Here is a 21676-nt window from a genome sequence, read left to right as displayed (position 1 = left end):
CGGACCCACATCGGGGTGTACTCCGAGCCGCTGAAAACGGGGCCGAGCCACCGCTCACCCGGACTCAGGAGCCCCATGCTCTCCGACCACTCCGCATCGGGGACGATGCTCCGTTCCCGCTCCTCTTGTACCGGCGGATCCCGCACGATCACGTGCCGCAGGCCCGCCCGCCCTGTCTGCGCTCTGCCCATATAACGAGCGTCGAGCCTCCCCGGGTCAAGATCCATGGCCGACGCATGTCATCCACATGCCATTTCGCTGCAGCGCTCCCGCTCGCATGACTCCCACAGGAGGAGGTCGCAGGACTACCGTGAAGGTCGCCACGGTCCCCGACGTGCATCGGAGTTGCGTTGACCCGCAAGACCGAGAAGCGCCCGAACACAGTTCTACGCCGCCTGCGAGAGCAGGAACGGCACCAAACCCGAGATGAGTTCGCAGATTCCATGGCGAAAGCCGCCCGCGAGCTGGGCGAGAACTGCGCCTGCAACTGGCGGTACGTCGCGCACCTCGAAGACGGAACCATCGCAATGCCGGGCCCTGCCTACAGGCGGATCCTGGAAAGAACCACAGGCCGCCCGTTCGCCGATCTCGGCTGGAGTGCGCCGGTGGTAGCAGAGCCGCGCCACGAGCCGACAAGCGAAGACCACGGTCGTACGGCGCCTGACGGGTCTCCACCGAACGCGGCACGCATGCTCGCCGAGCTTCTCCCAGCGGACGAAGGAGCCCTGACGCCGGCGCAGGGGGGATCGAGACGCCAAGTGGGCGCGGGCGCAGTGCTGGACTTGTCCGGCCGCGTTCACGGGCTACGACTCGCCGACGACTTCCTTTCCGGCGGAGACCTCATCGCACCCGCATTTCGAGAACTAAGGCAAGCGATCCGCCTCTACCGCGAGAGCAGCCATTCCGACGAAGTCGGCCGAGCGCTGTTGGCAGCCATCGGCGAACTTGCCCAGATCGCGGGATGGATCGCCAGCGACGCCGGCCAAAACGCGCAGGCAGAGAAGGCATATCGGCTTGGCATCAGTGCCGCCCGCGCGGCCGGAGACGGAACACTCACCGGGAATCTCATCGGCTCTCTGTCCTACCACTACGCCAACACACAGCGCCCGGCGGACGCCGTGACACTGGCCAAGGCAGCTGTTGGCACCACCGGCGCAGCAGCCCCGCCACGAGCCCGAGCACTCACACATGACCGGGCCGCGTGGGCGTACACCAAGGCCGGGAACGCTCAGGAGGCGATGAAGGCGCTTGGAGCCGCAGAGGCGGCACTGACCGAGCACACGGACGGGGTGGACGAACCCGGCTACCTCTACTGGGTCAACTCGGGTGAACTCCAAGTGATGGAGGCTCGCGCGTACACGGAACTACGCCGTCCGCTTCGAGCTGTGCCTCTGTTGACCGACGTGCTCAGTCGCTACGACGTCACACACGCACGCGAGATGGCCCTCTACTTGTCATGGCTTGCCGAGGCATATGTCCACGCGAACGAACCCGAACAGGCTGCGGCTACGGCCGAACGAATGATCACCCTGTCCGCCGACATCGCGAGCGAACGCACTAGCGAACGCGCCCGGGTAGTCCTCCGGAACTTGCAAACAATCGGCGAAGTACCGGAAGTTCGCCAAGTGCTCCATGATCACGGACATTTGTTGCGCGCCTGAATCACGCATGCGTGCGGTTTATGCGATCAATACGAAGGTGCGTGCACGAGTATCTGAACGCATAACAGTGTTCCCTATACTCTTCGCCGAGCAAATCGAGCGCGGGGCGCATGGCTGGCCGGGCCCAGCTCGCCAGGAGCCTTAGTTCATACATAGCGCAAGCTTTTGGGTATTCCTAAACCTTGAACATTCTCTGAAAAATGCGAGTCAGGGTTTAGCCTGCTGTTCTGTGTTCTTGTATCCCTGATCGATCATTCCGCGCCATGCAAAGAAGAACGCCGAACCGAGCAGTGGCCCGGCGACGGCGCAGAAAATGATCGCGAGCAGCCGATGATCGATTTCCTCATTCCGGGCTACGAAAATGATTGCTGACCATGAAATAATTACACTGTTCAGCATCCACCCTCTGCACACCCGAATTCTGCTCTTTGCGTACTCTGCTCGGAGGGCGTATGACGGCGTGGCGTTCGCTTTGACTCGCGCCTCTGCATACTCCAAATCAGATGCGAAATATTGAGAACGAAGTGCATGTCTCGCTTTCGTCAGGAGCGCATCTGCCCATCGATCCACAAGGATTCCCAGCGCGTAAGCGAGCGAAATTCCCAAGCCAAGGAGAATGCTCCCGTCCAGCGATGGCACATTTTCCAAACCTCTTGGAAACCAGATTCCAGTTATCAAGATAGAAAGACCACTAAGTGCTCCGACGCCAACCACTAAGATCTCCACAAAAAGAGCCGTGGCTGCTACCCCAGATCCCTCATTCATCCAAAACAACTCCCCAAGCTTCCGCTGCCGATTCCAGCCAATTTAGAGGAAGGCTTGACTCGCTCCACTTCGCCTTTAGGTAAAAAGGTTGAGCCGACAAGCGCTCGAAAATGATAATGCTCTCCGGTTGGCCTACTGCAATGTAACGTTCAACCATTTCCAATGGGACTTTTTCCGCGTACCGCTCGTACACAGAACGTAAATGAGACAAATTCTCTGCAACAAATTTATTGAGCTTCTCGAAATAGACGCCATTCGACACCTCAATCGTACTTGCCAGCACTGGGATGATCGCTTCGGATATTTCCCGCTCCGATTGTCCGGATACGTATCTCCGAAAAATTCGTTCAGCTTGATCAAATAGTTGATTCTCTATATAGGCGGGGTTTTCTGTCATAGCACGAACTCCCCGTTCGACTTCAGCGTCGTACAGTTCGACCAGTGCTATGAGACGGTACAGGGAGCGTCTGACATCTAGGGGCGGGGTTGATTGGGGCTTGTACAGCATCGCGTGGGACATTCGCGCCCAGAGGTCTTGGGCATCCGTCCGGATCTGTATCTCGCATTCCAATGTTTCAGATACACCAAGACGCGACTCTGGAAACGGGTCAGCTATTTGAACATGTACTTTCGGGTAGCTGAGCTGTTTGATTCCATCCGGGTCGTCACGAGTGTCTTCGACTCGAACAGCTTCGAATTCGTGAACGACCAAATCAAGCATGGGCGTGATTTCACCAGGATGATCTAGAATTATCCGGACACCTGACTTGTCAGTTATCTGGCGCCATGGATCTTGATATCCCTTTGCAATTGACTTTGTTACAAAACTATGCGGGTCTTTGACTCTGCCGGATACTCGGCAGCGAATTTTCCTACCCTTCGCAGCTTGGTCGATCTTGGCTATGATATCGCGCGTCAACGCCTCGAACTGCGGAAGCTCCCTCTGAAAGCGTTCCCGAGCCCGATCAATGGTGGTAGTCACGATGAAACCTCTCCTGACGAATCGAGTTGCCTCCCTGCCTGCTTCCTACTGCCAGCCGTCTGAGAGCTGACCGTTTTTAGCTCATCCGTAACCGAAATGGTGCTCATGCCCTCACCCTCTTGCGTCACAAGCACCGCCCCGCTCTCCAACGCCTCGTGAGGGGCAATAACGATGGCCCCGTTCTCGAAGACGAATTGAACTTTAGCAATCTTAGTTGAAATCAAGGTTAGGTCTTTTTCGAACATGGAGACATGCACTTTGGCTTCGGCCATTGCTGAGATATATGAATCTTGATGGGCAGGCTCAAAATTTGCTGTAGCGAACTTTTTGGCAAAGATCGTCCTCTCACGATTGTTCAGTTCTGCCATGAGAGCCACCGTATATCTTGCCTTGATACCCGACGAGAAATCTTCTCGGTTGATCCAAGACATCGTTTCGGAGAAGAAACGACTGGTTACTTCTTCGGCATCCTCGGTAAAGCGGAAGCCTAGAAAATCGCTGAGGAAAAATTTGCTGAGCTTTCCACTAGCAACCTGCTTGTCAGCAATAATCCCCTGGATTTCTTCATCGGAACTCTTCGGCTCCCAAAAAATCCCGATCTTGTAAATTCTGGACTTTCCAGGGAAGAGAATATCGTTCAAGTATTCGACTTTGAATGTTTTCTTTCCGGCTACAACTTCCCCATGTGCGCGCATGCCGTTTTCACGCTCAAGCTTCACGATGATGACAATTTTTCGCTCGTCCGCTTTGCCTTCAGCGACAAGCAAGAGTCCTCCCGAATTCACTCCTGTCTGCGCCTGACGAAGCGCTTCTGCCAGCTGGGAGGACATTGCTACGAAGTCACTGCTCCTGCCCTCAAAGAAGTCACGCAGCAGGTTTGGGATCGGAGACTCCGCATTCGAGTCCTCGATAACTTCTCTGGCTGACGTAAGGTCGGCGCGAAACTTACCTTGCAAATTCAGACGGACAGCTTCGGTCAACGAGCTCTCGATCTCACTTAGGCCCAAAGGCTCAGCGTTCGGGTCGTTGCGTCCTGCCTTTGGCACGGAATGCATGATGACGCGAGAAATTTCTAGCACGGGATAGTGATAAGTCATCGTCTACCGATCGATCAGATCCACAACTGACGGTCTATTATCACGCCACATTGCCCGGTCCGCAGGACTTCCCGCCTTCTCAGGCGCGATCTCGGGTCCGACTCCTTTCCGTAATTGCACGAGCACTCTGCGTACGTATTCGCTTCCGGCGACTGCGGCCATAAGAGCCGAGCGAGGCTCATGTGATTGACCTCTGCATCGCTGCCGATCCACGAACTAAGGAGCCGACGCGCGAGGCCCGAACGCCCTTGATCCCCGGCCGCCGATCGCGTTGCTGGCCATGAACGAGACGACCGTCAGGGCCAGGCGGATCAGGAAGACCGCGGTCGCGCCCGCGTTCCAAGACCGGTTGTCGGCCCACGTGTTTTGAGGAAGTTCGGCCAGACGATCCACGACCAGAACCTCGAAGGCGACGAGGACACCCCACAGCTACTCTTCACCGAAGCAAGGATTACTGCGCACGCAAAGCGCCCCCGACCCTTCGGCACGAAGGGATCGGGGGCGCTGTTCGGGGGTGCGTCAGACGGTGACCGGCTCGCGGTCGTCCGTCTTCTGGAGCGGGACGCGCGGGGTGTCCTCCGGCTCGTCCGGGGCTTCCAGGTCACGCGGGTTGTTGTACTTCTCCAGGTCGAGCGTCCCCTCACGGGCGGAGACAATCAACGGCACTACTACTTGACCGGCCACGTTGACCGCGGTACGCATCATGTCCAGGATCGGGTCGATGGCCAGCAGCAGGGCGACGCCCTCCAGCGGGAGGCCGACCGTGCTGAGCGTGAGGGTCAGCATGATGATCGCACCGGTGAGGCCCGCGGTGGCGGCCGAACCGATCACCGAGACGAACGCGATCAGCAGGTACTCCTTGATGCCCAGGCTGACCCCGTACACCTCGGAGACGAAGATCGCGGCGATCGCCGGGTAGATCGCGGCGCAACCGTCCATCTTGGTCGTGGCGCCGAACGGCACCGCGAACGACGCGTAGTCCTTCGGGACGCCGAGGCGCTCGGTGACCTTCTGGGTGACCGGCATGGTGCCGACCGAGGAGCGCGAGACGAACGCGAGCTGGATGGCCGGCCACGCGCCCTTGTAGTAGTGCAGCGGGTTGACCTTGCCGACCAGCGCGAGCAGCAGCGGGTAGACCACGAACAGCACGATGGCGCAACCGACATAGATGTCGACGGTGAAGGTGCCGAGCGGCTTGACCAGGTCCCAGCCGTAGGTGGCGACGGACTTGCCGATCAGGCCGAGCGTGCCGAGCGGGGAGAGCTTGATGACCCACCACAGGGCCTTCTGGACGACCTCGAGGATGATCTCGGCGCCCTTGATGATCGGCTCCGCCTTGGCTCCCACGGACAGCGTCGCCGCGCCCACGACCACGGCCAGGAAGACGATCTGGAGGACGTTGACCTCGGAGAACGACTTGACGATGTTGGTCGGGACGATGCCGGTGATGAAGTCGAGCCAGTCACCGTTGGTGGTGGGCGCCTTGAGCTTGTCGGTCGGCGCCTTGAAGCCGTCGCCCGGGTTGGTGACGAGGCCGATGGTGATGCCGATGCCGACCGCGATCAGCGACGTGATCAGGAACCACAGCAGTGTCTGGGCGGCGAGCCGGGCGGCGTTGTTGACGTTGCGCAGGTTGACGACGCTCACCAGGATCGCGGTGAACACCAGCGGCGGGACGGCCAGCTTCAGCAGTTGGACGAAGATCGTCCCGATCTGCGTGAGGGTCTCGGTCAGCCAGTCGACGCTGTACTCCTTGGCGATGAAACCGAGGACCACACCGAAGACGAGACCGAGGGCTATCTGGGCCCAAAACGGGGTTCTCTTCAGGGACTTCACTGAATCGACAGCAGACAAGGCAGGGCTCCTGTTTTACGGGCACCGTGGGGGACGGAGGATTTCACTGCTACACGGGAGCGGCCGTGACCTGCGCACCGAGGCACCAGGTGCCGGGCAGGAGAGAAACGAAGAGACGATACTTCGCGCAGAAACGGCCGCGGGGGCCGCGTGCGAAGCGGTCGGATGACGAGCGTGGAGAGGTGTCAGCCCGACCGGGGCACGGCGGCGGCTAGCCGCAACACAGCGCGGTGGCGCAACGGCCCAGGTCCACATGACGGCGCGACACGAGCGGGTAACCCACCGCTACGCGTGCCATCTGCGTGTTGCCTGCACCGATCATGAAAGCGAGAGTAGCGACACCGAGGCGATAAACGCAAAGAATTACGGAACGGACACTGCCGGCCACACCTCGCTTACGCGGCCTTCCCTGGCCTTACGCGGCTTTCCCCGGCCTTAACGCGGCTTCCCCGGCTTACGAGGCTTCCCGCACGATTGCGGCCGCGCTCGCGTCCTCGGCTCGGTTGTCCTCGGCGATGCGCTCCTTGGCCCGCTGTACCCGGTTGTAGAGCGCCTCGGACATGGCGTCGCGCTGCGCGTTCAGGAACTTGTAGCTGATCACCGCCGACACGGCCGCCGCGATTCCGATCGCGAGGAAGATGATGCCTCGCCCGTTCAGATCGAACAGTCCGAACACGACCATGACGACGGCGAACAGCGCGGCGAAGATGCCGAGACGGTAGAGCGAGTAACGCAGCGCGGGATTCGACATGGTCACCTTCGGTTCCCTTTGCGGTGGCGGCACGAGCGGACGAGCGGTACAGACCGCCCACAACACCAGTCAAGCATCTCCGATCCCGGAGCCGGACCCGGGTAGGCCACGCGCGCCGCGGCGACCGCGAATCCGCAGGTCAAGGGACCATCCCGTGCTCGGCGCCGAGCACCATGTTCGGCCAATATCCCCACGGGTCGGCCCACGCGACCGGATCCGCCGGGGCGAGGATCGCGCGCACGATCAACTCCCACGCGTCCGCGCGCACCGTGAAGTCGAGCCGCTCGGTCTGCTGCCGCGCCCGCCCGACCACCCACATCGTGAACGCGAGCGTGGACAGGTCGGTGTTGTAGGGGATCAGCTCGGCGTCGTTGTAGTCCCACCGCAGCAGCAGGCCGGTGCGGCCGTCCACCACGAGGTCGCCGTCCTCCATGATGTAGGCCAGTACGATCAGGTGTTCCGCGTCGTCCGGCGCCTCGGGTTCGTCCTCCCACTCGGCCGTGCGTTCGGCGATCAGCTCGGCGAGCGTGGGCAGCGGATCGCGGTCGTTGCGCATGTCCAGGTAGGCCCACGCGTCGATCAGGCCGATCTCCAGCAGGAAGCGCCGAGTGGGTTCGTGTACGAGCGCGGCCGGCAGCACCTCCTCGGGGAGGCCGCCGAAGTCGTTCTCGTACACGAGGTCCAGCATCGCCGGCGTGATCCGCACCGCGAGCCCGTCACCGGGTACCGCTGCCCGCCGCAACTGCCACATCGCGAACGACGTGTGCCAGAACGAGTCGTTGCGGTCGATCTCGGGCTCGGTCGCCGCGAGCAGGGCGAACAGTTCCTCGGCCGTGCGCACCGGGCCGCGCCCGGTGCTGATCTCCTCGACCAGACCGGCGTTGCGTACGAGCGTGGACACGTCGACGGTCATCGGCCTGGGGTCGCCGCCGCGCACGGATGTGTGGATCCGGCCGCTCACGTCGTCGAGCAGCACGGTCGTCGTGTGGTGCGCGCCGCCCGCGCGGTCGCCGTATCCGCCCAGCACGAGCAGGTGACGGGTGGCCGCCGTACCGGGGGCCGGATCGAACCACACCCCGGCGGCCTCGCGGGGCAGCCCGACCTCGGCCAGGAAACGCCGGGTGGGTTCGTGTTCGATCTGCGGCAGGTCGTGCCGGACCACCTCGCCGAACCACTCCTCGGCCTGCTGCCGGGTGACCTCGGTACGCAGTTCGCGGCTCACGCGTCCCCTTCCGATCGCGGTACGGCGGCGGTGCGGGCGCCGCCCGGCCCGTGGGCGGCTCGGCACCCGGCTCACCCGAGGGGGTCGACCCGCCGGGAGCAGGGCGAGCACCGACGGCTCCCGAACGTCGTGAATACCCACGATGTGGAACCGCTCACCCGACTCCGCCGTCCGACCGTCGCTCGGCTCGTCAACCGCACAGGCCCCCGCCGTGCCGATCGTCGAAGATGCCCGGCCAGTACGCGTCGTCGCCCTCGGCCGCGAACGGGTCCAGGACCGAGAGCACACCGGTCATCACCGCGGCCAGACCGTCGTAGTCGTGGGTGATCCCGTACTCGCGGTCGTAGCGGTTGACCCGGGCGTTCATCCACTGCGTGAACACCAGCGTCGACAGGTCGCCGTTGAGCGGACGCAGCTCGGCATCGGGGTAGTACCAGGCGTGCAGGCGACCGTCGCGGCTGTCGAGGAGCACCTCGAATTCGTGGACGAGCCCGCCGAGCAGCAGGTATCGGCCGGCGTCCGGCGGTACCTCGTAGCCGTTCTCCTCTTCTTCCTCGTTCTTGGCGTCGATCGGCAGCGGTCGCTCGTCGGACAACAGGACCGGGCCCGCCGCGACGAGTCCGATGTCGCGCAGGAAGCGCCGGGACGGCGGATGCACGTCGATCGTGTCCGCAAGCGCGTCGACGTCCACCGCCACGATGTTCGCCGCGGCGAACTCGCTCGCCAGCCACTCACGCGTCACGTCCAGCCGTAGCCCGTCCCGGCCCGGCGCGACCGCGTACAGCAGCGGCCACACGAGCAGCGAGGCGAGCCAGTAGCCGCTCACGTTGCCGTCGGTTTCCAACACTGCCGGGTCGTACGCCCGCACCCGGTCCAAGGCCGCGCGCGCGGCGACCTCCGGGTCCCACACCCCACCGTCGCGGGTGCGGAACGACTCGACCTCGCGGATCAGTCGCCCGAACGTGTCCAGGCTCGTGGCCAACAGTTCCGGATCACCGAACTGCGCGTAGACGTGGCCGGTCGCCGGGTCGAGCACGATCCGCCGGTGGGTGAACCACTCGAACTCACCGAGCACCAGCATCCCGTCGGGCCGCCGTTTGGGCTCCGCGCGCAGCCGCAGCAACGCCGCCGCGCCCGACGGGCCCGTCCTGGCGAGAAAGGTGGCGGCCTCGTCGAACGTGACGGCATCGCTCATCTACTGGTGCTCCCTCGGGGCCCGCGGCGTGTGTCGTCGTGTCGTGTCGTCGTCGCTTCGTGCTCAGATCTTCATCGGCTGCGGGGCGTCCCGGCGGGCCGGGTCCGGGCCGTCGTACTCGCGCAGCGTCTCGTACAGGGTGTTGCGCTCGACCGGGCGGAAGCCCGCGTCACGGATCAGGTCGAGCAGGTCGTCGCGGGTCATCTTGTTCGGCGTGCCGAAGTCGTCCGCGTCGTGGGTGATCTTGTACTCGACGACCGAGCCGTCGAGGTCGTCCGCGCCGTGGTTGAGCGCGAGCTGCGCGGTCGCGAGGCCGTGCATCACCCAGAAGCACTTGACGTGCGGGACGTTGTCGAACATCAGGCGCGAGACGGCGAACACCTTGAGCGCCTCGGCGCCGGTGGCCATGCTGGTGCGGGCCTGGAGCCGGTTACGGACGATGCCGTCCTTGCTGTCGTGGAAGTCGTGCTGGTAGCGCAGCGGGATGAAGACCTGGAATCCGCCGGTCTCGTCCTGGAGTTCGCGCAGCCGGATGACGTGGTCGACCCGGTGCCTGGGCTCCTCGATGTGGCCGTAGAGCATCGTGCTCGGCGTCTTGAGGCCCTTGGAGTGCGCGAGGCGGTGGATCCGCGACCAGTCCTCCCAGTGGGTGTCGTGGTCGACGATGTGCTGCCGGACCTCCCAGTCGAAGATCTCCGCGCCGCCGCCGGTGAGCGACTCCAGGCCCGCGTCCATCAGTTCGTCGAGGATGTCGGAGGCCGACAGGCCGGAGATCTTCTCGAACCAGTGGATCTCGGTCGCCGTGAACGCCTTGAGCGCGACGTTCGGCAGGACCTCCTTGAGGGCACTGAGCGACCTCGGGTAGTAGCGCCACGGCAGGGTCGGGTGCAGACCGTTGACGATGTGCAGTTCGGTGATCCCGTCCGGCTCCATCTCCTTCGCGAGCCGCACGGCCTCCTCGATGCGCATCGTGTAGGCGTCCTTCTCGCCCGGCTTGCGCTGGAACGAGCAGTAGGCGCACGACGCGTTGCACACGTTGGTCATGTTGAGGTGACGGTTCACGTTGAAGTGGACCTTGTCGCCGTTCTTCACCGTGCGCACGTGGTGCGCGAGGCCGCCGAGCCACGCGAGGTCGTCGCTCGCGTAGAGCGCGATGCCGTCTTCACGGCTCAGTCGCTCCCCGGCGAAAACCTTGTCCTCGATCTCCTTGCGCAGGCCCGCGTCCATGCGTCAGCTCTCCCTCTTGGTGTTCTTGTGTGCCGCTGCACGGCTTGTACGAGGTTACGCCCGGTGTCGGCGTCGACCTGCTCAGGCCGTCACTTCGGCGTAGAGCGCGGGGTCCACGTTGCCGCCGCTGACCACGGCCACGTGTTCGCGCCCGGCCGGCAGCGCGTCCTTGCGGAAGAGGTATGCGGCGGTGGCGACCGCGCCGGAAGGTTCGGCGACCAGGCGGGCACGCAGCGCCAGGAAGTGCATGGCCTCGCGGATCTGCGCCTCGGTCACGGTGACGATGTCGTCGACGTACGCCTGGATGTGCGCGAACGGGATCACGCCCACCGACGTGGTGCGCAGACCGTCGGCGATGGTGCGGTAGGTGTCGGCGGTGGACCACGTGGTGCGCACGCCGGTGCGGAAGGACTGGGCCGCGTCGGCGGCGAGTTCGGGCTCGACGCCGATCACCTTGATCCGCGGGTCGGTCAGCTTGACCGCGGCGGCGATGCCGGAGATCAGGCCGCCGCCGCTGACCGGGACGAGCACGGTGTCGACGGTCGGCAGGTCCTCGACGATCTCCAGGCCGGTGGTGCCTTGGCCGGCCACGATGCGCGAGTCGTCGTAGGGCGGCACGAATGCGTAGCCGTGCTCCTGCGCGAGTTCCCCGGCCGCGATGTCGCGGCGGTCCGGGGTGACGATGACGATCTCGGCGCCGAGCGCGCGGGTCGCGTCGATCTTGACCTGCGGGGTGGTGTCGGGCATCACGATCACCGCCTTGACGCCGAACGCGCGGGCCGCGTACGCGACCGCCTGCGCGTGGTTGCCGCTGGAGTGTGCGACGACCCCGCGCGAGCGGTCGGCCTCGCTCAGCGCCGCGATGGCGTTGTACGCGCCGCGGATCTTGAACGCGCCGATCGGCTGGAGGTTCTCCGGCTTGAGCCACAGCGGTCGGTCGGTGTCACCGTGCAGGGACGGCAGGAGCGGGGTACGCACTGCCGTGCCCGCGATGCGCTTTTGTGCGGCGCGAAGGTCTTCGAGTGTCACGAGGTCGGTCATGACGGCCAGCCTAGGAGAGCCCCCCGAGGGGGCCGCAAACCTATTCGGTGGGCTCGGGCAGTTCGGCCGCGCGGTACTCCCACTTGGTGGACAGTACGACCGTGGTGCGGGTGCGGGCGACGCCGCGGGTGCCGGAGAGGCGGCGGACGACGTTCTCCAGGCCCTCCATGTCGGAGACCCGGACCTTGAGCATGAACGAGTCGTCGCCGGCGATGAACCAGCAGTCCTCGATTTCGTCGAGGTCGCGCAGCCGCCGGCTCACGTCGTCGTGGTCGGCCGCGTCGGAGAGCTGGATCCCGATCAGCGCGGTGACCCCCAGGCCCAGCGAGACCGGGTCGACCGACGCGCGGTAACCGGTGATCACGCCGCCCTGTTCGAGACGGTTGATCCGGTCGGTGACGCTCGGCCCGGACAGGCCGACGAGCCGGCCCAGCTCGGCGTACGACGCCCGTCCGTTGCCGCGCAGCGCCTGGATCAGCTTGCGGTCGACGGCATCCATGTCCGTTTCCTCCAGTTGTCGAGTATCCGGTTCGCTGTGCGTTCACTACATGTTCGCTGCATGACAGAGGTTCAGGCTCACATAGGCCTGTAAATCATTGGACGTTTGCGATTCTAACCCTTAGAATCAAAGGCATCGGAAGCCATAAGCCTCTGATGAAGATTCACTGGGAGGGAACCCCGTGTACACCATGGAGATGGCTCGCGCTCACATGCAGGAACTGCATGCGATCGCGGAGCGCTCACGTGCCACCCAGCCGTCGAGCACGCTCACGCGTGTCAAGCGTCTGGTCGGCCGCCGCAAGTCCGGTCGCTGATCGCAACCGATCGGACCCCGCCGGACCGATCGGCTCGATCGATCCGGCACGATCCCCAAGGCTCCCGTTCTCCGCGGGGGCCTTTTCGGGTCGTCCACTCACGCACTCGCCTCGCGTCGCGCGCCGCCGAGTTCGCCGTCCCATCGGCGATACAGGGTGTGCCGTACGCCGAGCGCGTCCAACGCCTTGCCGGCGACGAAGTCGACGAGCCGTTGTACGTCTTGGGCGCCCGCGTAGAACGCCGGGGACGCCGGGAGGATCACCGCGCCGGCGTCGTCCAGGCGGACCAGGTGCCGCAGCGTCGTGCCGGTCAACGGGGTCTCGCGCGGCACTATCACCAGCGGGCGGCGTTCCTTGAGGCTCACGTCCGCCGCGCGCTGGAGCAGGTCCTTGGACAGCCCGATCGCGATACCCGCGACCGAGGCCGTGCTCGCCGGCACCACGATCATCCCCTTCGCCGGATACGACCCGCTCGCCGGCCCGGCGCCGATGTCGCCGGCCGCCCAGTAGCGCACCCGGTCGAGGGCGCCGTTGTCGAGCCTGGTCCACGCCGCGAGGTCGTCGCGCCAGTGCGCGTCGCGAAACGCGATGCCGGTCTCGTCGAGCAGGGTCAACCGGGCGGCCCGGCTGATCACGAGGTCCACGTGCTCCCCCGCGTCGAGCAGGCCGCCCAACACCGCGGCGGCGTAAGGCGTACCGGAAGCCCCCGAAACGCCCACGATCCATGGGCGTCGTCCTTCGGCACTGTCCCGCTGGTCGTCCATGGCTCCTATTGTGGCTTTGTGGCCGCCGTGCCGGTCGCAGGGGAGGGGGAGGCATGGCTCGGATATCCGTGTCGGGGGTTCGCGACGCGGTGCTCGTCACCGGCGTGTTGGTCGCCACCGTCTGGGTGGTGCAGCTGATCAACTACGCGACCGACGACTCGCTCGTGGGCCACGGCATAACGCCGCGTCGGGCCGACGAGTTGCCCGACATCCTCACCGCGCCGTTCCTGCACTTCGGCACCGGACACATCGTCTCCAACACCTTCCCGCTGATGGTGCTCGGCTTTCTCGCCGCGCTGCGCGGGGTTCTTCGCTTCCTCGGCGTGCTGCTGCTGATCATCGTCACCGGCGGCCTCGGCGTGTGGCTCGTGTCGCCGAGCGGGTCCAACACGGCGGGCGCGAGCATCCTCGTGTTCGGCCTCTTCGGCTACCTGCTGGTGCGCGGGTTCGCCGACCGCCGGGTGCTCGACATCGTGGTCGGGTTGGTCGTCCTGGGTTACTACGGCAGCTCGTTCGCGCTCGGCGTCACTCCGCTCGCGCAGGGCGTGTCGTGGCAGGGCCACCTGTTCGGGCTGCTCGGCGGCGTGCTCGCGGCGCTGGTCCTGCGGCGCCGGCGCGATGTGGCACAGGTCTCGCCCGACGGGGTACCGATCCGATGAACCAGTGGACGGCGCTGCCTACCATGCGAGTAGGCGGTCTCACCGGTCTCACCGGCAGGCGAGGCGGTCGTCGTCCTTCGTGTGACCCTCGACCAGGAGTACATCTGTGCGTTCGCTTCGGATATCCGCCGCTGCCCTCGCCGTCCCGCTGGTCTTCGTCGCCACCGGCTGCGGCGAATCGTCCTCCCCGAACCTGCTCAAACCGGCCGGGGGCGGTGCCGGGGACGTCCTCGACCCGAAGGGCCCCTCGAACGAGGCGCTGAGTGCCGAAGAGCTGTCCAAGAAGACGGAAGACTCCTTCAAGGACCTGCCGAACCTGCGCATGCAGGCCACGGGCACCGCGTTCGACACCCCGATCGGCGCCGACATCAAGGTCGGCACCGGCGAGCAGGCCGAAGGCCGGATCACCTTGAAGGACAAGGGCCTCGACATCGTCGCGGTCGACAAGACCGTCTACGTCAAGCTCGCGCCCGGAACGATCGACCTCGTGCTGGACATCGGCAAGCGCGCCGAGGCGACGAACTCGACGGCGAAGCCGAATTCGTCCGCGGAGAAGGCCCTCGGTGACGAGTTCACCAAGATGATCAGCGAGGCCGGCAAGCTGATCGAGGGCAAGTACGTCAAGTTCGGCGGCTCCGAGGTGAGCAAGCTGGGTGGCGACGTGATCAAGGGCGGCGGCTCCCCGCTCGACGGCCTGTTCGGCTCGGACTCCGACTCGAAGTCCCCTTCCTCCGAGCCCGGTTCCGACTCGGGTTCCGACTCCGACGGCGAGTCGTCCAAGACGCCCGAGGCCCCCACGACCAAGGGCCCGATCACCGAGCTCAACGGCGTCAAGACCATCCCGCTGATCAGCAAGGACGCGAAGAGCAACGAGACCGTGACGGTGTACGTCGCCGCCAACGGCCGCCCGCTCCCGGTTCGGGTGACGGGCGACTCGGGCAGCGACGGCTCGAACGAGATGTCCGTCGACTTCAAGTACTCCAAGATCGACCAGCCCGTCACCCCGAAGGCTCCCCCGGCGTCCGAGACGATCGACCTGAACGGCCTGATGGAGTCCTTCGGCGGCCGGATGACCGACCTGTTCACGGGCACGGACAAGAAGGCGTAGCCGGTAGGGCACCCCACCGCCCACCGAACACCCGTGCCCCCGACGACAACCTCGGCCGAGCGCGTCGCCGACTCGGTCCGAGGTCGCCTCGGGCCGCCCGCGTACCGGGGGCCCGAGGCGACGGCCGACGCGGTGTGCGCCGGTGCCTGCGCACGTGCGGGATCTCGGGCGTCGGTGTCGACGCCGTCCCTCGCTCTTGTCAGAAGGTCGGGTAGCCCGCGCAACTCGCGGTGCCCAGGCGCAGCACGGAGGAGGTCTTGTCGCCGAAGTTCCAGGAACCGGAGTGCAGGTTGGCGATGTATCCGCCGGGCGGCAGGCAGTAGCGACGGTCGCGGTAGTTGCGGTCGTCGAACAGCACCCAGGCCGAGGTGTCGGTGTTCTGCGCCGAACTGGCCAGGTCGCCCTGACCCGACGAGCCCAGGTTGGCGACGCTGTTGGTGAAGAACATCGCCGGTAACGGCTGAAGGTTCTGGTTGATTCCGAGGTACAGCCCACCGACGTTGGCAGTTGCCGGCGGAGCCGCCATGACCGCCGTCGTTGCCGTTGCCGCTATCGCCAGAGCCACCGAAACGATTCGCTTTCGCATTTCCCTGCTCCCTCTCACGTGAACCAGCCCGGCAGCAACCGGACATCGCTTGACGAACGGGGGGTCGACACCGCGCCGACCGTGGAAGTTCCGTACCGAAGCCCGGTGTCGGGCAAGCCGCCGCAGAGAAAAACCGGCGCCCGCGAAGACCGTCGTGACCGTGAAATATTTGCATGCGGTGAACGAAAAGGTAGAGGCACGAACCGGCCAAGCCGAGGCCGGAATCCCCGGCCGGGAGTGTTGGTCCCGGCCGGGCCGTTGCGGTGGGTGGGCGGTGTTCAGTCGGTGAGCGCGGCCGGGACGCCGGGTTCGTAGGAGCCGCCCTGGTTTCGTACTATGACGCCGACGCGGTTCGCGGCGTTGATCACGGCGATCAGGTAGACCAGGGCGGCGATCCGGTCGTCGTCGTAGTGCTTGCGGGCTTGGGCCCACGTCTCGTCGGACACGCCGTGGTCGGCGTCGGCGAGTCGGGTGCCTTCCTCGGCGAGGGCCAGTGCGGCCCGCTCGGCCTCGGTGAACACGGAGGTCTCGCGCCACGCGGCGACCAGGTGGAGCCGGACCGACGTCTCCCCGGCGGCCGCGGCCTCCTTGGAGTGGTAGTCGACGCAGAAACCGCAGCCGTTGATCTGACTGACGCGCAGCATCACCAGGTCCTGGGTGGCCCGAGGCAGTGGAGACTGTTGGATCGCCAGGCTGACGTTGTAGAACCGCTTGCTGATCTTGGCGCCGAGCTCGTTGGCGAACAGGTCGAAACGGGGTTCCATGACTTCGTCCTCACAGTGGGGTCTCTTGCCGCGCGGATCGTTGCTGCGGCGTCCTGACGAACACGAGATGCCGGTGACCCCGTTCTTGTGACAGCGCCGACGTTGTGACGTGGGCCACCCGCCGGGGGTGTCACAAAGGCGGTGCGGTCGGTGTCTTGTGCGTGTGACACGGTCGAGGGCGAACAGGCGGGAGTCGGCGATGGGCGAGCACGGCGAGCGGGCGACGGGCCGGGCGGGGGACGACGCGGACCCGGCCGAGCCGCTTGCGCGCGGCGGGCGTACGGACGTCGCCACCGAGGCGTTCGTCGCCCATCGCAACCTGTTGTTCACCATCGCCTACGAGATGCTCGGCTCGGCCGCCGACGCCGAAGACGTCCTCCAGGAGACCTGGTTGCGATGGGTGGGCGTCGATATGGACGCGGTGCGGGAGCAACGGGCGTACCTGGTCCGGATCACCACTCGCCAGGCCCTGGGCCGGCTGCGTACGCTGCGCCGGCGCAAGGAGAACTACGTCGGCCCCTGGCTCCCCGAACCGCTGCTGACCGCGCCCGACGTGGCCGAGGACGTCGAGTTGGCCGACAGCGTCTCGATGGCGATGTTGCTGGTGCTGGAGACACTCGGGCCCACCGAGCGGGCGGTGTTCGTGCTGCGCGAGGTGTTCGGTCTGGAGTACGACGAGATCGCCGAAGCCGTCGACAAGAGCCCGGCCGCGGTCCGCCAGATCGCCCACCGGGCACGCGCACACGTCGCGGCGCGACGCCCACGGGAGGTGGTGTCCGCGGCCGAGACCCGCGGGGTGCTCCAGGCGTTTCGGCGGGCGGTCGAAACGGGCGACCTACAGCGCCTGCTCGACCTGCTCGCGCCGGATGTCGTACTCCTGAGCGACGGTGGCGGAGTCGCCCGAGCCGCGTTGGCGCCCGTCACCGGAGTCGACACGGTGGCGCGGGTGCTGGGCAGGATCGCCGCCACCGCGTCGCTGCGGCCGGCGCAGGTCAACGGTTACCCGGCGCTGGTTCTGCGGCTCGACGGCAAGATCGACACCGTCGTGGCGGTGCGCATCGACGACGGGCTCATCAGCGGGCTGTACGCCGTGCGCAACCCCGAGAAACTGTCCCGCATGGAGCGGGAGATCATCCTGCGCCGCTGACCGAGCCGCGCCCTCGCTCTCGCTCTCGCCTTCGCTCTCGCCTTCGGAACGGACGACCTCCGCCGGCCGCCGCCCGCGCAGACCTACTCGACAGTCCCCCGCGTGTCCATCACCCGTCCGCGCGACCGACTTTCGGTCAATCCACTCATCGGACGAGCTGTTCGCGCGACACCGCCGCCTGCGGTGATCACGTGGCTGCCGCGATCGACCGCCCGTGTTTTCCGGCCAGTCGATCGACGCTCCGTTTGGTCGGGCCTCCCGATGCCGAAAACCCGGCGCAACACCCGAAGCACAGCAAAGGGGAGCGGGTTCGACATGGCTGATTGGCAGAAGATTCCCGGCGGTCTCTCGGCGATCTCGGCGGGATCGCGGAGCGTCGTGTGGGGGGTGAACGCGGCCGGTGCCATCTACCGCTACACCAACGACGACGCCAACCCCTGGGTGAACATCCCGGGTGGCCTCAAGGACATCGGCGCGGCCCCGGACGGCACGGTCTGGGGGGTGAACGCCAACGACGAGATCTACCGCTACACCGGCGACCAGGGCTCCAACCACTGGGTGAAGATCCCCGGCGGCCTGGCGCGGATCTCGGCCGGATCGCGCACCAACGTCTGGGGGGTCAACGCCGCCGGTGGCATCTACCGGTTCACCAACGACGACGCCAACCCGTGGGTGAAGATCCCCGGCGCGCTGAGCGACATCGGGGCCGCGGCCGACGGCACCGTGTGGGGCGTCAACGCGGCCGGCGACATCTACCGCTACGCCGGCGACCAGGGCTCCACCCACTGGGTGCACATCCCCGGCAAGCTGGTCCGGATCTCGGCCGGGTCACGCACCAACGTCTGGGGCGTCAACGCCGCCGGCAGCATCTACAAGTTCACCAACAACGACACCAACCCGTGGGTGAACATCCCCGGCGCGCTGAGCGACATCGGAGCGGGCGCCGACGGCACGGTGTGGGGCGTCAACGCCGGCCACGACATCTACCGCTACACCGGCGACCAGCCCGGCTGAGCCATCGACACCATGACGTGCCGGGCCCGGACGTACCGGCGCCCGGCACGTCGCAGGTCGCCGAATCGCCGCGTTACAGCCCCAAGCCCCGCACGCTCAGGTCCAGCAGCGCGCAGCAGAACAGCGCGATGCCGATGAAGCCGTTGGTGGTGAAGAAGGCGCGGTTGAGTTTGGAGAGGTCGTCCGGCTTGAGCAGGGAGTGCTCGTAGACGAACGCCGCCGCGACGACGAGCAGGCCCAGCCACCAGAAGAAGCCCGCGCCCACCAGCGCGCCGAACCAGACGAACAGCAGCGTGGTCACCACGTGGGTGATCTTCGAGGCGTTGAGCGCGTTGGCGATGCCCCACTTGGCCGGCACACTCTTGACGCCGTGCGCGCGGTCCGCCGCGACGTCCTGGCAGCCGAAGATCAGGTCGAAGCCGCCGATCCAGGTGCCGACCGCGAGGCCCAGTACGACCGCCTTCCACGACCACTCGCCGGTGACCGCGAGCCACGCCCCGATCGGGCCGATCGCCTGCGCGACGCCCAGGATCGCGTGCGGCACGTCGGTGAACCGCTTGCCGTACGGATAGACCACCATCGGGACCACCGCGAGCGGCGCGAGCGCCAGGCACAGCGGGTTGAGCAGCGCGGCCGCAACCAGGTAGCACAGCAGCGCGACCAGCGCGCCGACCCACGCGGTGCGCACCGACACCACACCGGTGACCAGTTCGCGCGTCGCGGTCCGCGGGTTGCGCGCGTCGATCTCGCGGTCGATGATCCGGTTGCACGCCATCGCGAACGTGCGCAGGCCCACCATCGCGACCGTGACCAGGAGCAACTCCCGGTAGTGCAGGTGTCCGTTGGTCTCGAACATCGCGGTGAACGCCGCGATGTAGGCGAACGGCAGCGCGAACACCGAGTGTTCGATCATCACCACGCGCAGGAACGCCTTGATCCTGCCGTGCTCCGAAGGGGTTCCTGGAGCGGGTAGAGCAGCGGACGTCACAGCCCGTATTCCTTCCAACGACGAGTCACCTTCGCGGCGGTCTCCGGATCCGACACGACCATCTCGGGCCAGCCGCCGTCGCGCGTGTAGCCCTCCTCGGGCAACTTGCGGGTGGCGTCGATGCCGGCCTTGCCGCCCCAGAACTGCTGGTACGACGCGTGGTCGAGGTGGTCCACGGGCCCTTCGGTGAGCATCAGGTCGCGGGCGTAGTCGGTGTTGCCGAACGCGCGCCACGCCACCTCGTGGTAGTCGTGCACGTCGCAGTCGGAGTCCACCACCACGATGAGCTTGGTCAGCGACATCATGTGCGCGCCCCAGATCGCGCTCATCACCTTCTGCGCGTGCTTGGGGTACTTCTTGTCGATCGAGACGATCGCGCAGTTGTGGAAGCCGCCCGCCTCGGGCAGGTCGTAGTCCACGATGTCCGGCACGATGATCTTGAGCAGCGGCAGGAAGAAGCGCTCCGTCGCCTTGCCGAGCGGACCGTCCTCGGTGGGCGGCCGGCCGACCACGATCGACTGGAGGATCGGCTTCGCCCGCATCGTCACGCAGTCGATGGTCAGCGCCGGGAACGGCTCCTGCGGCGTGTAGAAGCCGGTGTGGTCGCCGAACGGCCCTTCGGGCAGCGTCTCACCGGGGGTGAGCCACCCCTCCAACACGACCTCGGCCTCGGCCGGCACCTGGAGCGGGACGCTCACGCAGTCCACCATCTCCACCCGCCGCCCGCCGATGAAGCCGGCGAACAGATACTCGTCGATGTCGCCGGGCAGCGGCGCGGTGGAGGCGTACGTCACCGCCGGCGGGCACCCGAACGCGATCGCCACCGGCAACCGCTCCCCGCGCTTGGCGGCCACCTGATAGTGGTTGCGGCTGTCCTTGTGGATCTGCCAGTGCATCCCGATCGTGCGCTTGTCGTGCCGTTGGAGCCGGTACAGGCCCAGGTTGCGCACGCCGGTGTCGGGGTCCTTGGTGTGGGTCAGGCCCAGGTTGTAGAAGGAGCCGCCGTCCTCGGGCCACGTGAACAGGGCCGGGATCGTGTCCAGGTCGACCTCGTCACCCTTGAACACGACCTCCTGGCACGGCGCGTCCTTGATCGTCTTCGGCGGGATGTGCACCACCGAGCCGAGCTTGCCGAACGCTTCGCGGATGCCGGTGAAGCCCTGCGGAAGTTCCGGCTTGAGCAGGCCGCCGATCTTCGTCGACAACTCGTCGTAGCTGTCCAGACCCAGCGCCATGAGCATGCGCTTGTCGGTGCCGTAGACGTTCATCGCGAGCGGCATCGCGCTGCCCTTGACGTTCTCGAAGAGCAGGGCCGGGCCCTTGGCCTTGTTCACCCGGTCGGTGATCTCACCGACTTCCAGATGTGGATCGACCTCGGCGCGCACGCGCTTCAGTTCACCGCGCTTCTCCAGTGCCTTCAGGAAAGCGCGCAAGGTCCCGTATGCCATGCGTGCCAGTATCCGATACGCACTAGCCGCAGCCGCACGCGCACCTGCCCGGTCGGGCTACTTTGGTCCCCTCGTCGAGCGGGCAGGCCACGCCGAGCCCGCGCGGCGCCCAGGGACAGTCACGGGCGGGACCGGTGCGGGAGGGGTACATGCTCGAGGTCGCTTCGGAATTGCGTTCGGTCGTGGTGCACGATGCCGGGGCGGTGTGCGTACGACACTGCGAGGTGGACCTGCCGACCGGTGTCTCGGGGCCGGTCCGGGTGCGGGTGACGGGGTTCCCGCTGACCGCGTACGGATATTCGCTGCGCGCCCGGGTGGTCTCGGGTGCCACGAGCGGCGCCGACGCGGTTGCGGACGGGCCCGGCGCCGACCCCGGTGTGCGGGTGACCGACGTACGGCCCGCCGCCCAAGCCGTCGCGGTCGACGACGCGGATCTGCCGCAGGTGCTGCTCGATCTGGAGGCCGCGCGGGAGCGGCAGCGGTTGTTGCGCAAGCGGCAGGAGCGGCTCGACGCGCAGGCGCAGGAGTTCGCCTCGCTGCGCGCCGTCATGCCGACCCCGCGTCGCGGCGACCCGCCGCGCAGGGCCC

Annotated in this window: 22 protein-coding genes and 1 pseudogene; 6 read left to right on the top strand and 17 right to left on the bottom strand. The window is 66.1% G+C overall.

Annotated elements, in window-relative coordinates; translation table 11 throughout:
* Positions 1-191 (bottom strand): hypothetical protein (locus tag GT354_RS54485; protein ID WP_237535431.1); only part of this gene is annotated, 191 nt, incomplete at its 3' end.
* Positions 192-350: 159 nt separating this feature from the next.
* Between GT354_RS54485 and GT354_RS54480 the strand changes: the two genes are divergently transcribed.
* Positions 351-1661, top strand: a complete 1311-nt coding sequence (locus GT354_RS54480) for a transcriptional regulator (RefSeq protein WP_161358675.1) — start codon at positions 351-353, stop codon at positions 1659-1661.
* A 207-nt stretch (positions 1662-1868) separates the two neighbouring features.
* Here GT354_RS54480 and GT354_RS25300 read toward each other — a convergent pair whose 3' ends face one another.
* From GT354_RS25300 to GT354_RS25245, 12 genes are all read right to left on the bottom strand, one after another.
* Positions 1869-2426 carry a hypothetical protein gene (locus tag GT354_RS25300; RefSeq protein WP_161358674.1) on the bottom strand — a complete coding sequence of 186 codons (558 nt, stop codon included), beginning with the start codon at positions 2424-2426 and terminating at the stop codon, positions 1869-1871.
* Complete coding sequence (locus tag GT354_RS25295) at positions 2419-3408, bottom strand: RelA/SpoT domain-containing protein (protein WP_161358673.1); 990 nt, start codon at positions 3406-3408, stop codon at positions 2419-2421. Before GT354_RS25295 ends, GT354_RS25300 begins: the two co-directional genes overlap by 8 nt.
* Positions 3405-4505, bottom strand: coding sequence for a nucleoid-associated protein (locus tag GT354_RS25290; protein WP_161358672.1), 1101 nt, complete (start codon positions 4503-4505; stop codon positions 3405-3407). The genes GT354_RS25295 and GT354_RS25290 overlap by 4 nt, the downstream gene beginning before the upstream one ends.
* Positions 4506-4721: 216 nt before the next feature.
* On the bottom strand, positions 4722-4898 hold the full coding sequence (locus GT354_RS25285) for a hypothetical protein (RefSeq protein ID WP_202512271.1): 177 nt from the start codon (positions 4896-4898) through the stop codon (positions 4722-4724).
* Between the two features lie 126 nt (positions 4899-5024).
* Positions 5025-6341: a dicarboxylate/amino acid:cation symporter gene (locus tag GT354_RS25280; protein ID WP_346012161.1), complete on the bottom strand. Its 1317-nt coding sequence runs from the start codon at positions 6339-6341 to the stop codon at positions 5025-5027.
* A 472-nt stretch (positions 6342-6813) separates the two neighbouring features.
* On the bottom strand, positions 6814-7110 hold the full coding sequence (locus tag GT354_RS25275) for a DUF4229 domain-containing protein (protein WP_237535434.1): 297 nt from the start codon (positions 7108-7110) through the stop codon (positions 6814-6816).
* A 139-nt stretch (positions 7111-7249) separates the two neighbouring features.
* Complete coding sequence (locus tag GT354_RS25270) at positions 7250-8332, bottom strand: SUKH-4 family immunity protein (protein WP_161358669.1); 1083 nt, start codon at positions 8330-8332, stop codon at positions 7250-7252.
* Between the two features lie 190 nt (positions 8333-8522).
* Positions 8523-9527 (bottom strand): SUKH-4 family immunity protein, encoded by a 1005-nt coding sequence (locus tag GT354_RS25265; protein WP_161358668.1) that lies wholly within the window; start codon positions 9525-9527, stop codon positions 8523-8525.
* A 63-nt stretch (positions 9528-9590) separates the two neighbouring features.
* Complete coding sequence (gene mqnE / locus GT354_RS25260; RefSeq protein ID WP_161358667.1) at positions 9591-10754, bottom strand: aminofutalosine synthase MqnE; 1164 nt, start codon at positions 10752-10754, stop codon at positions 9591-9593.
* 81 nt (positions 10755-10835) lie between these two features.
* Complete coding sequence (locus GT354_RS25255; RefSeq protein WP_161358666.1) at positions 10836-11795, bottom strand: threonine/serine dehydratase; 960 nt, start codon at positions 11793-11795, stop codon at positions 10836-10838.
* 40 nt (positions 11796-11835) lie between these two features.
* Positions 11836-12294, bottom strand: a complete 459-nt coding sequence (locus tag GT354_RS25250; protein ID WP_161358665.1) for an Lrp/AsnC family transcriptional regulator — start codon at positions 12292-12294, stop codon at positions 11836-11838.
* Between the two features lie 414 nt (positions 12295-12708).
* On the bottom strand, positions 12709-13374 hold the full coding sequence (locus GT354_RS25245) for a UbiX family flavin prenyltransferase (protein WP_161358664.1): 666 nt from the start codon (positions 13372-13374) through the stop codon (positions 12709-12711).
* Positions 13375-13427: 53 nt separating this feature from the next.
* On the opposite strand from GT354_RS25245, the gene GT354_RS25240 reads away from it, so the two are divergent.
* Positions 13428-14033 (top strand): rhomboid family intramembrane serine protease, encoded by a 606-nt coding sequence (locus GT354_RS25240; protein ID WP_161358663.1) that lies wholly within the window; start codon positions 13428-13430, stop codon positions 14031-14033.
* 106 nt (positions 14034-14139) lie between these two features.
* A complete protein-coding gene (locus tag GT354_RS25235) occupies positions 14140-15141 on the top strand; it encodes a hypothetical protein (RefSeq protein ID WP_161358662.1) in 1002 nt (333 codons plus the stop codon).
* A gap of 199 nt (positions 15142-15340) precedes the next feature.
* Here the strand turns inward: GT354_RS25235 and GT354_RS25230 are convergent, their stop codons facing one another.
* The gene (locus tag GT354_RS25230; protein ID WP_161358661.1) at positions 15341-15727 is read right to left on the bottom strand and encodes a hypothetical protein; all 387 of its coding nucleotides are present in this window, start codon (positions 15725-15727) and stop codon (positions 15341-15343) included.
* 278 nt (positions 15728-16005) lie between these two features.
* Positions 16006-16491 carry a carboxymuconolactone decarboxylase family protein gene (locus GT354_RS25225; RefSeq protein WP_161358660.1) on the bottom strand — a complete coding sequence of 162 codons (486 nt, stop codon included), beginning with the start codon at positions 16489-16491 and terminating at the stop codon, positions 16006-16008.
* Positions 16492-16690: 199 nt separating this feature from the next.
* Between GT354_RS25225 and GT354_RS25220 the strand changes: the two genes are divergently transcribed.
* On the top strand, positions 16691-17638 hold the full coding sequence (locus GT354_RS25220; protein WP_161358659.1) for an RNA polymerase sigma-70 factor: 948 nt from the start codon (positions 16691-16693) through the stop codon (positions 17636-17638).
* 315 nt (positions 17639-17953) lie between these two features.
* The gene (locus tag GT354_RS25215; RefSeq protein WP_161358658.1) at positions 17954-18652 is read left to right on the top strand and encodes a tectonin domain-containing protein; all 699 of its coding nucleotides are present in this window, start codon (positions 17954-17956) and stop codon (positions 18650-18652) included.
* A gap of 73 nt (positions 18653-18725) precedes the next feature.
* Here GT354_RS25215 and mqnP read toward each other — a convergent pair whose 3' ends face one another.
* The gene (gene mqnP, locus GT354_RS25210) at positions 18726-19640 is read right to left on the bottom strand and encodes a menaquinone biosynthesis prenyltransferase MqnP (protein ID WP_161358657.1); all 915 of its coding nucleotides are present in this window, start codon (positions 19638-19640) and stop codon (positions 18726-18728) included.
* Positions 19637-21088: a menaquinone biosynthesis decarboxylase gene (locus tag GT354_RS25205; protein ID WP_161358656.1), complete on the bottom strand. Its 1452-nt coding sequence runs from the start codon at positions 21086-21088 to the stop codon at positions 19637-19639. The genes mqnP and GT354_RS25205 overlap by 4 nt, the downstream gene beginning before the upstream one ends.
* A gap of 149 nt (positions 21089-21237) precedes the next feature.
* Between GT354_RS25205 and GT354_RS25200 the strand changes: the two are divergent.
* Positions 21238-21676 (top strand): annotated as a pseudogene (locus GT354_RS25200) (hypothetical protein); the annotation flags it as partial.

It is taken from the genome of Streptomyces sp. SID3343, from assembly GCF_009865215.1.
Classification (GTDB): Bacteria; Actinomycetota; Actinomycetes; order Streptomycetales; family Streptomycetaceae; genus Embleya.
The sequence above is the reverse complement of the archived record's forward strand: the minus strand, read 5'-3'. Positions and strand labels throughout refer to the sequence as shown.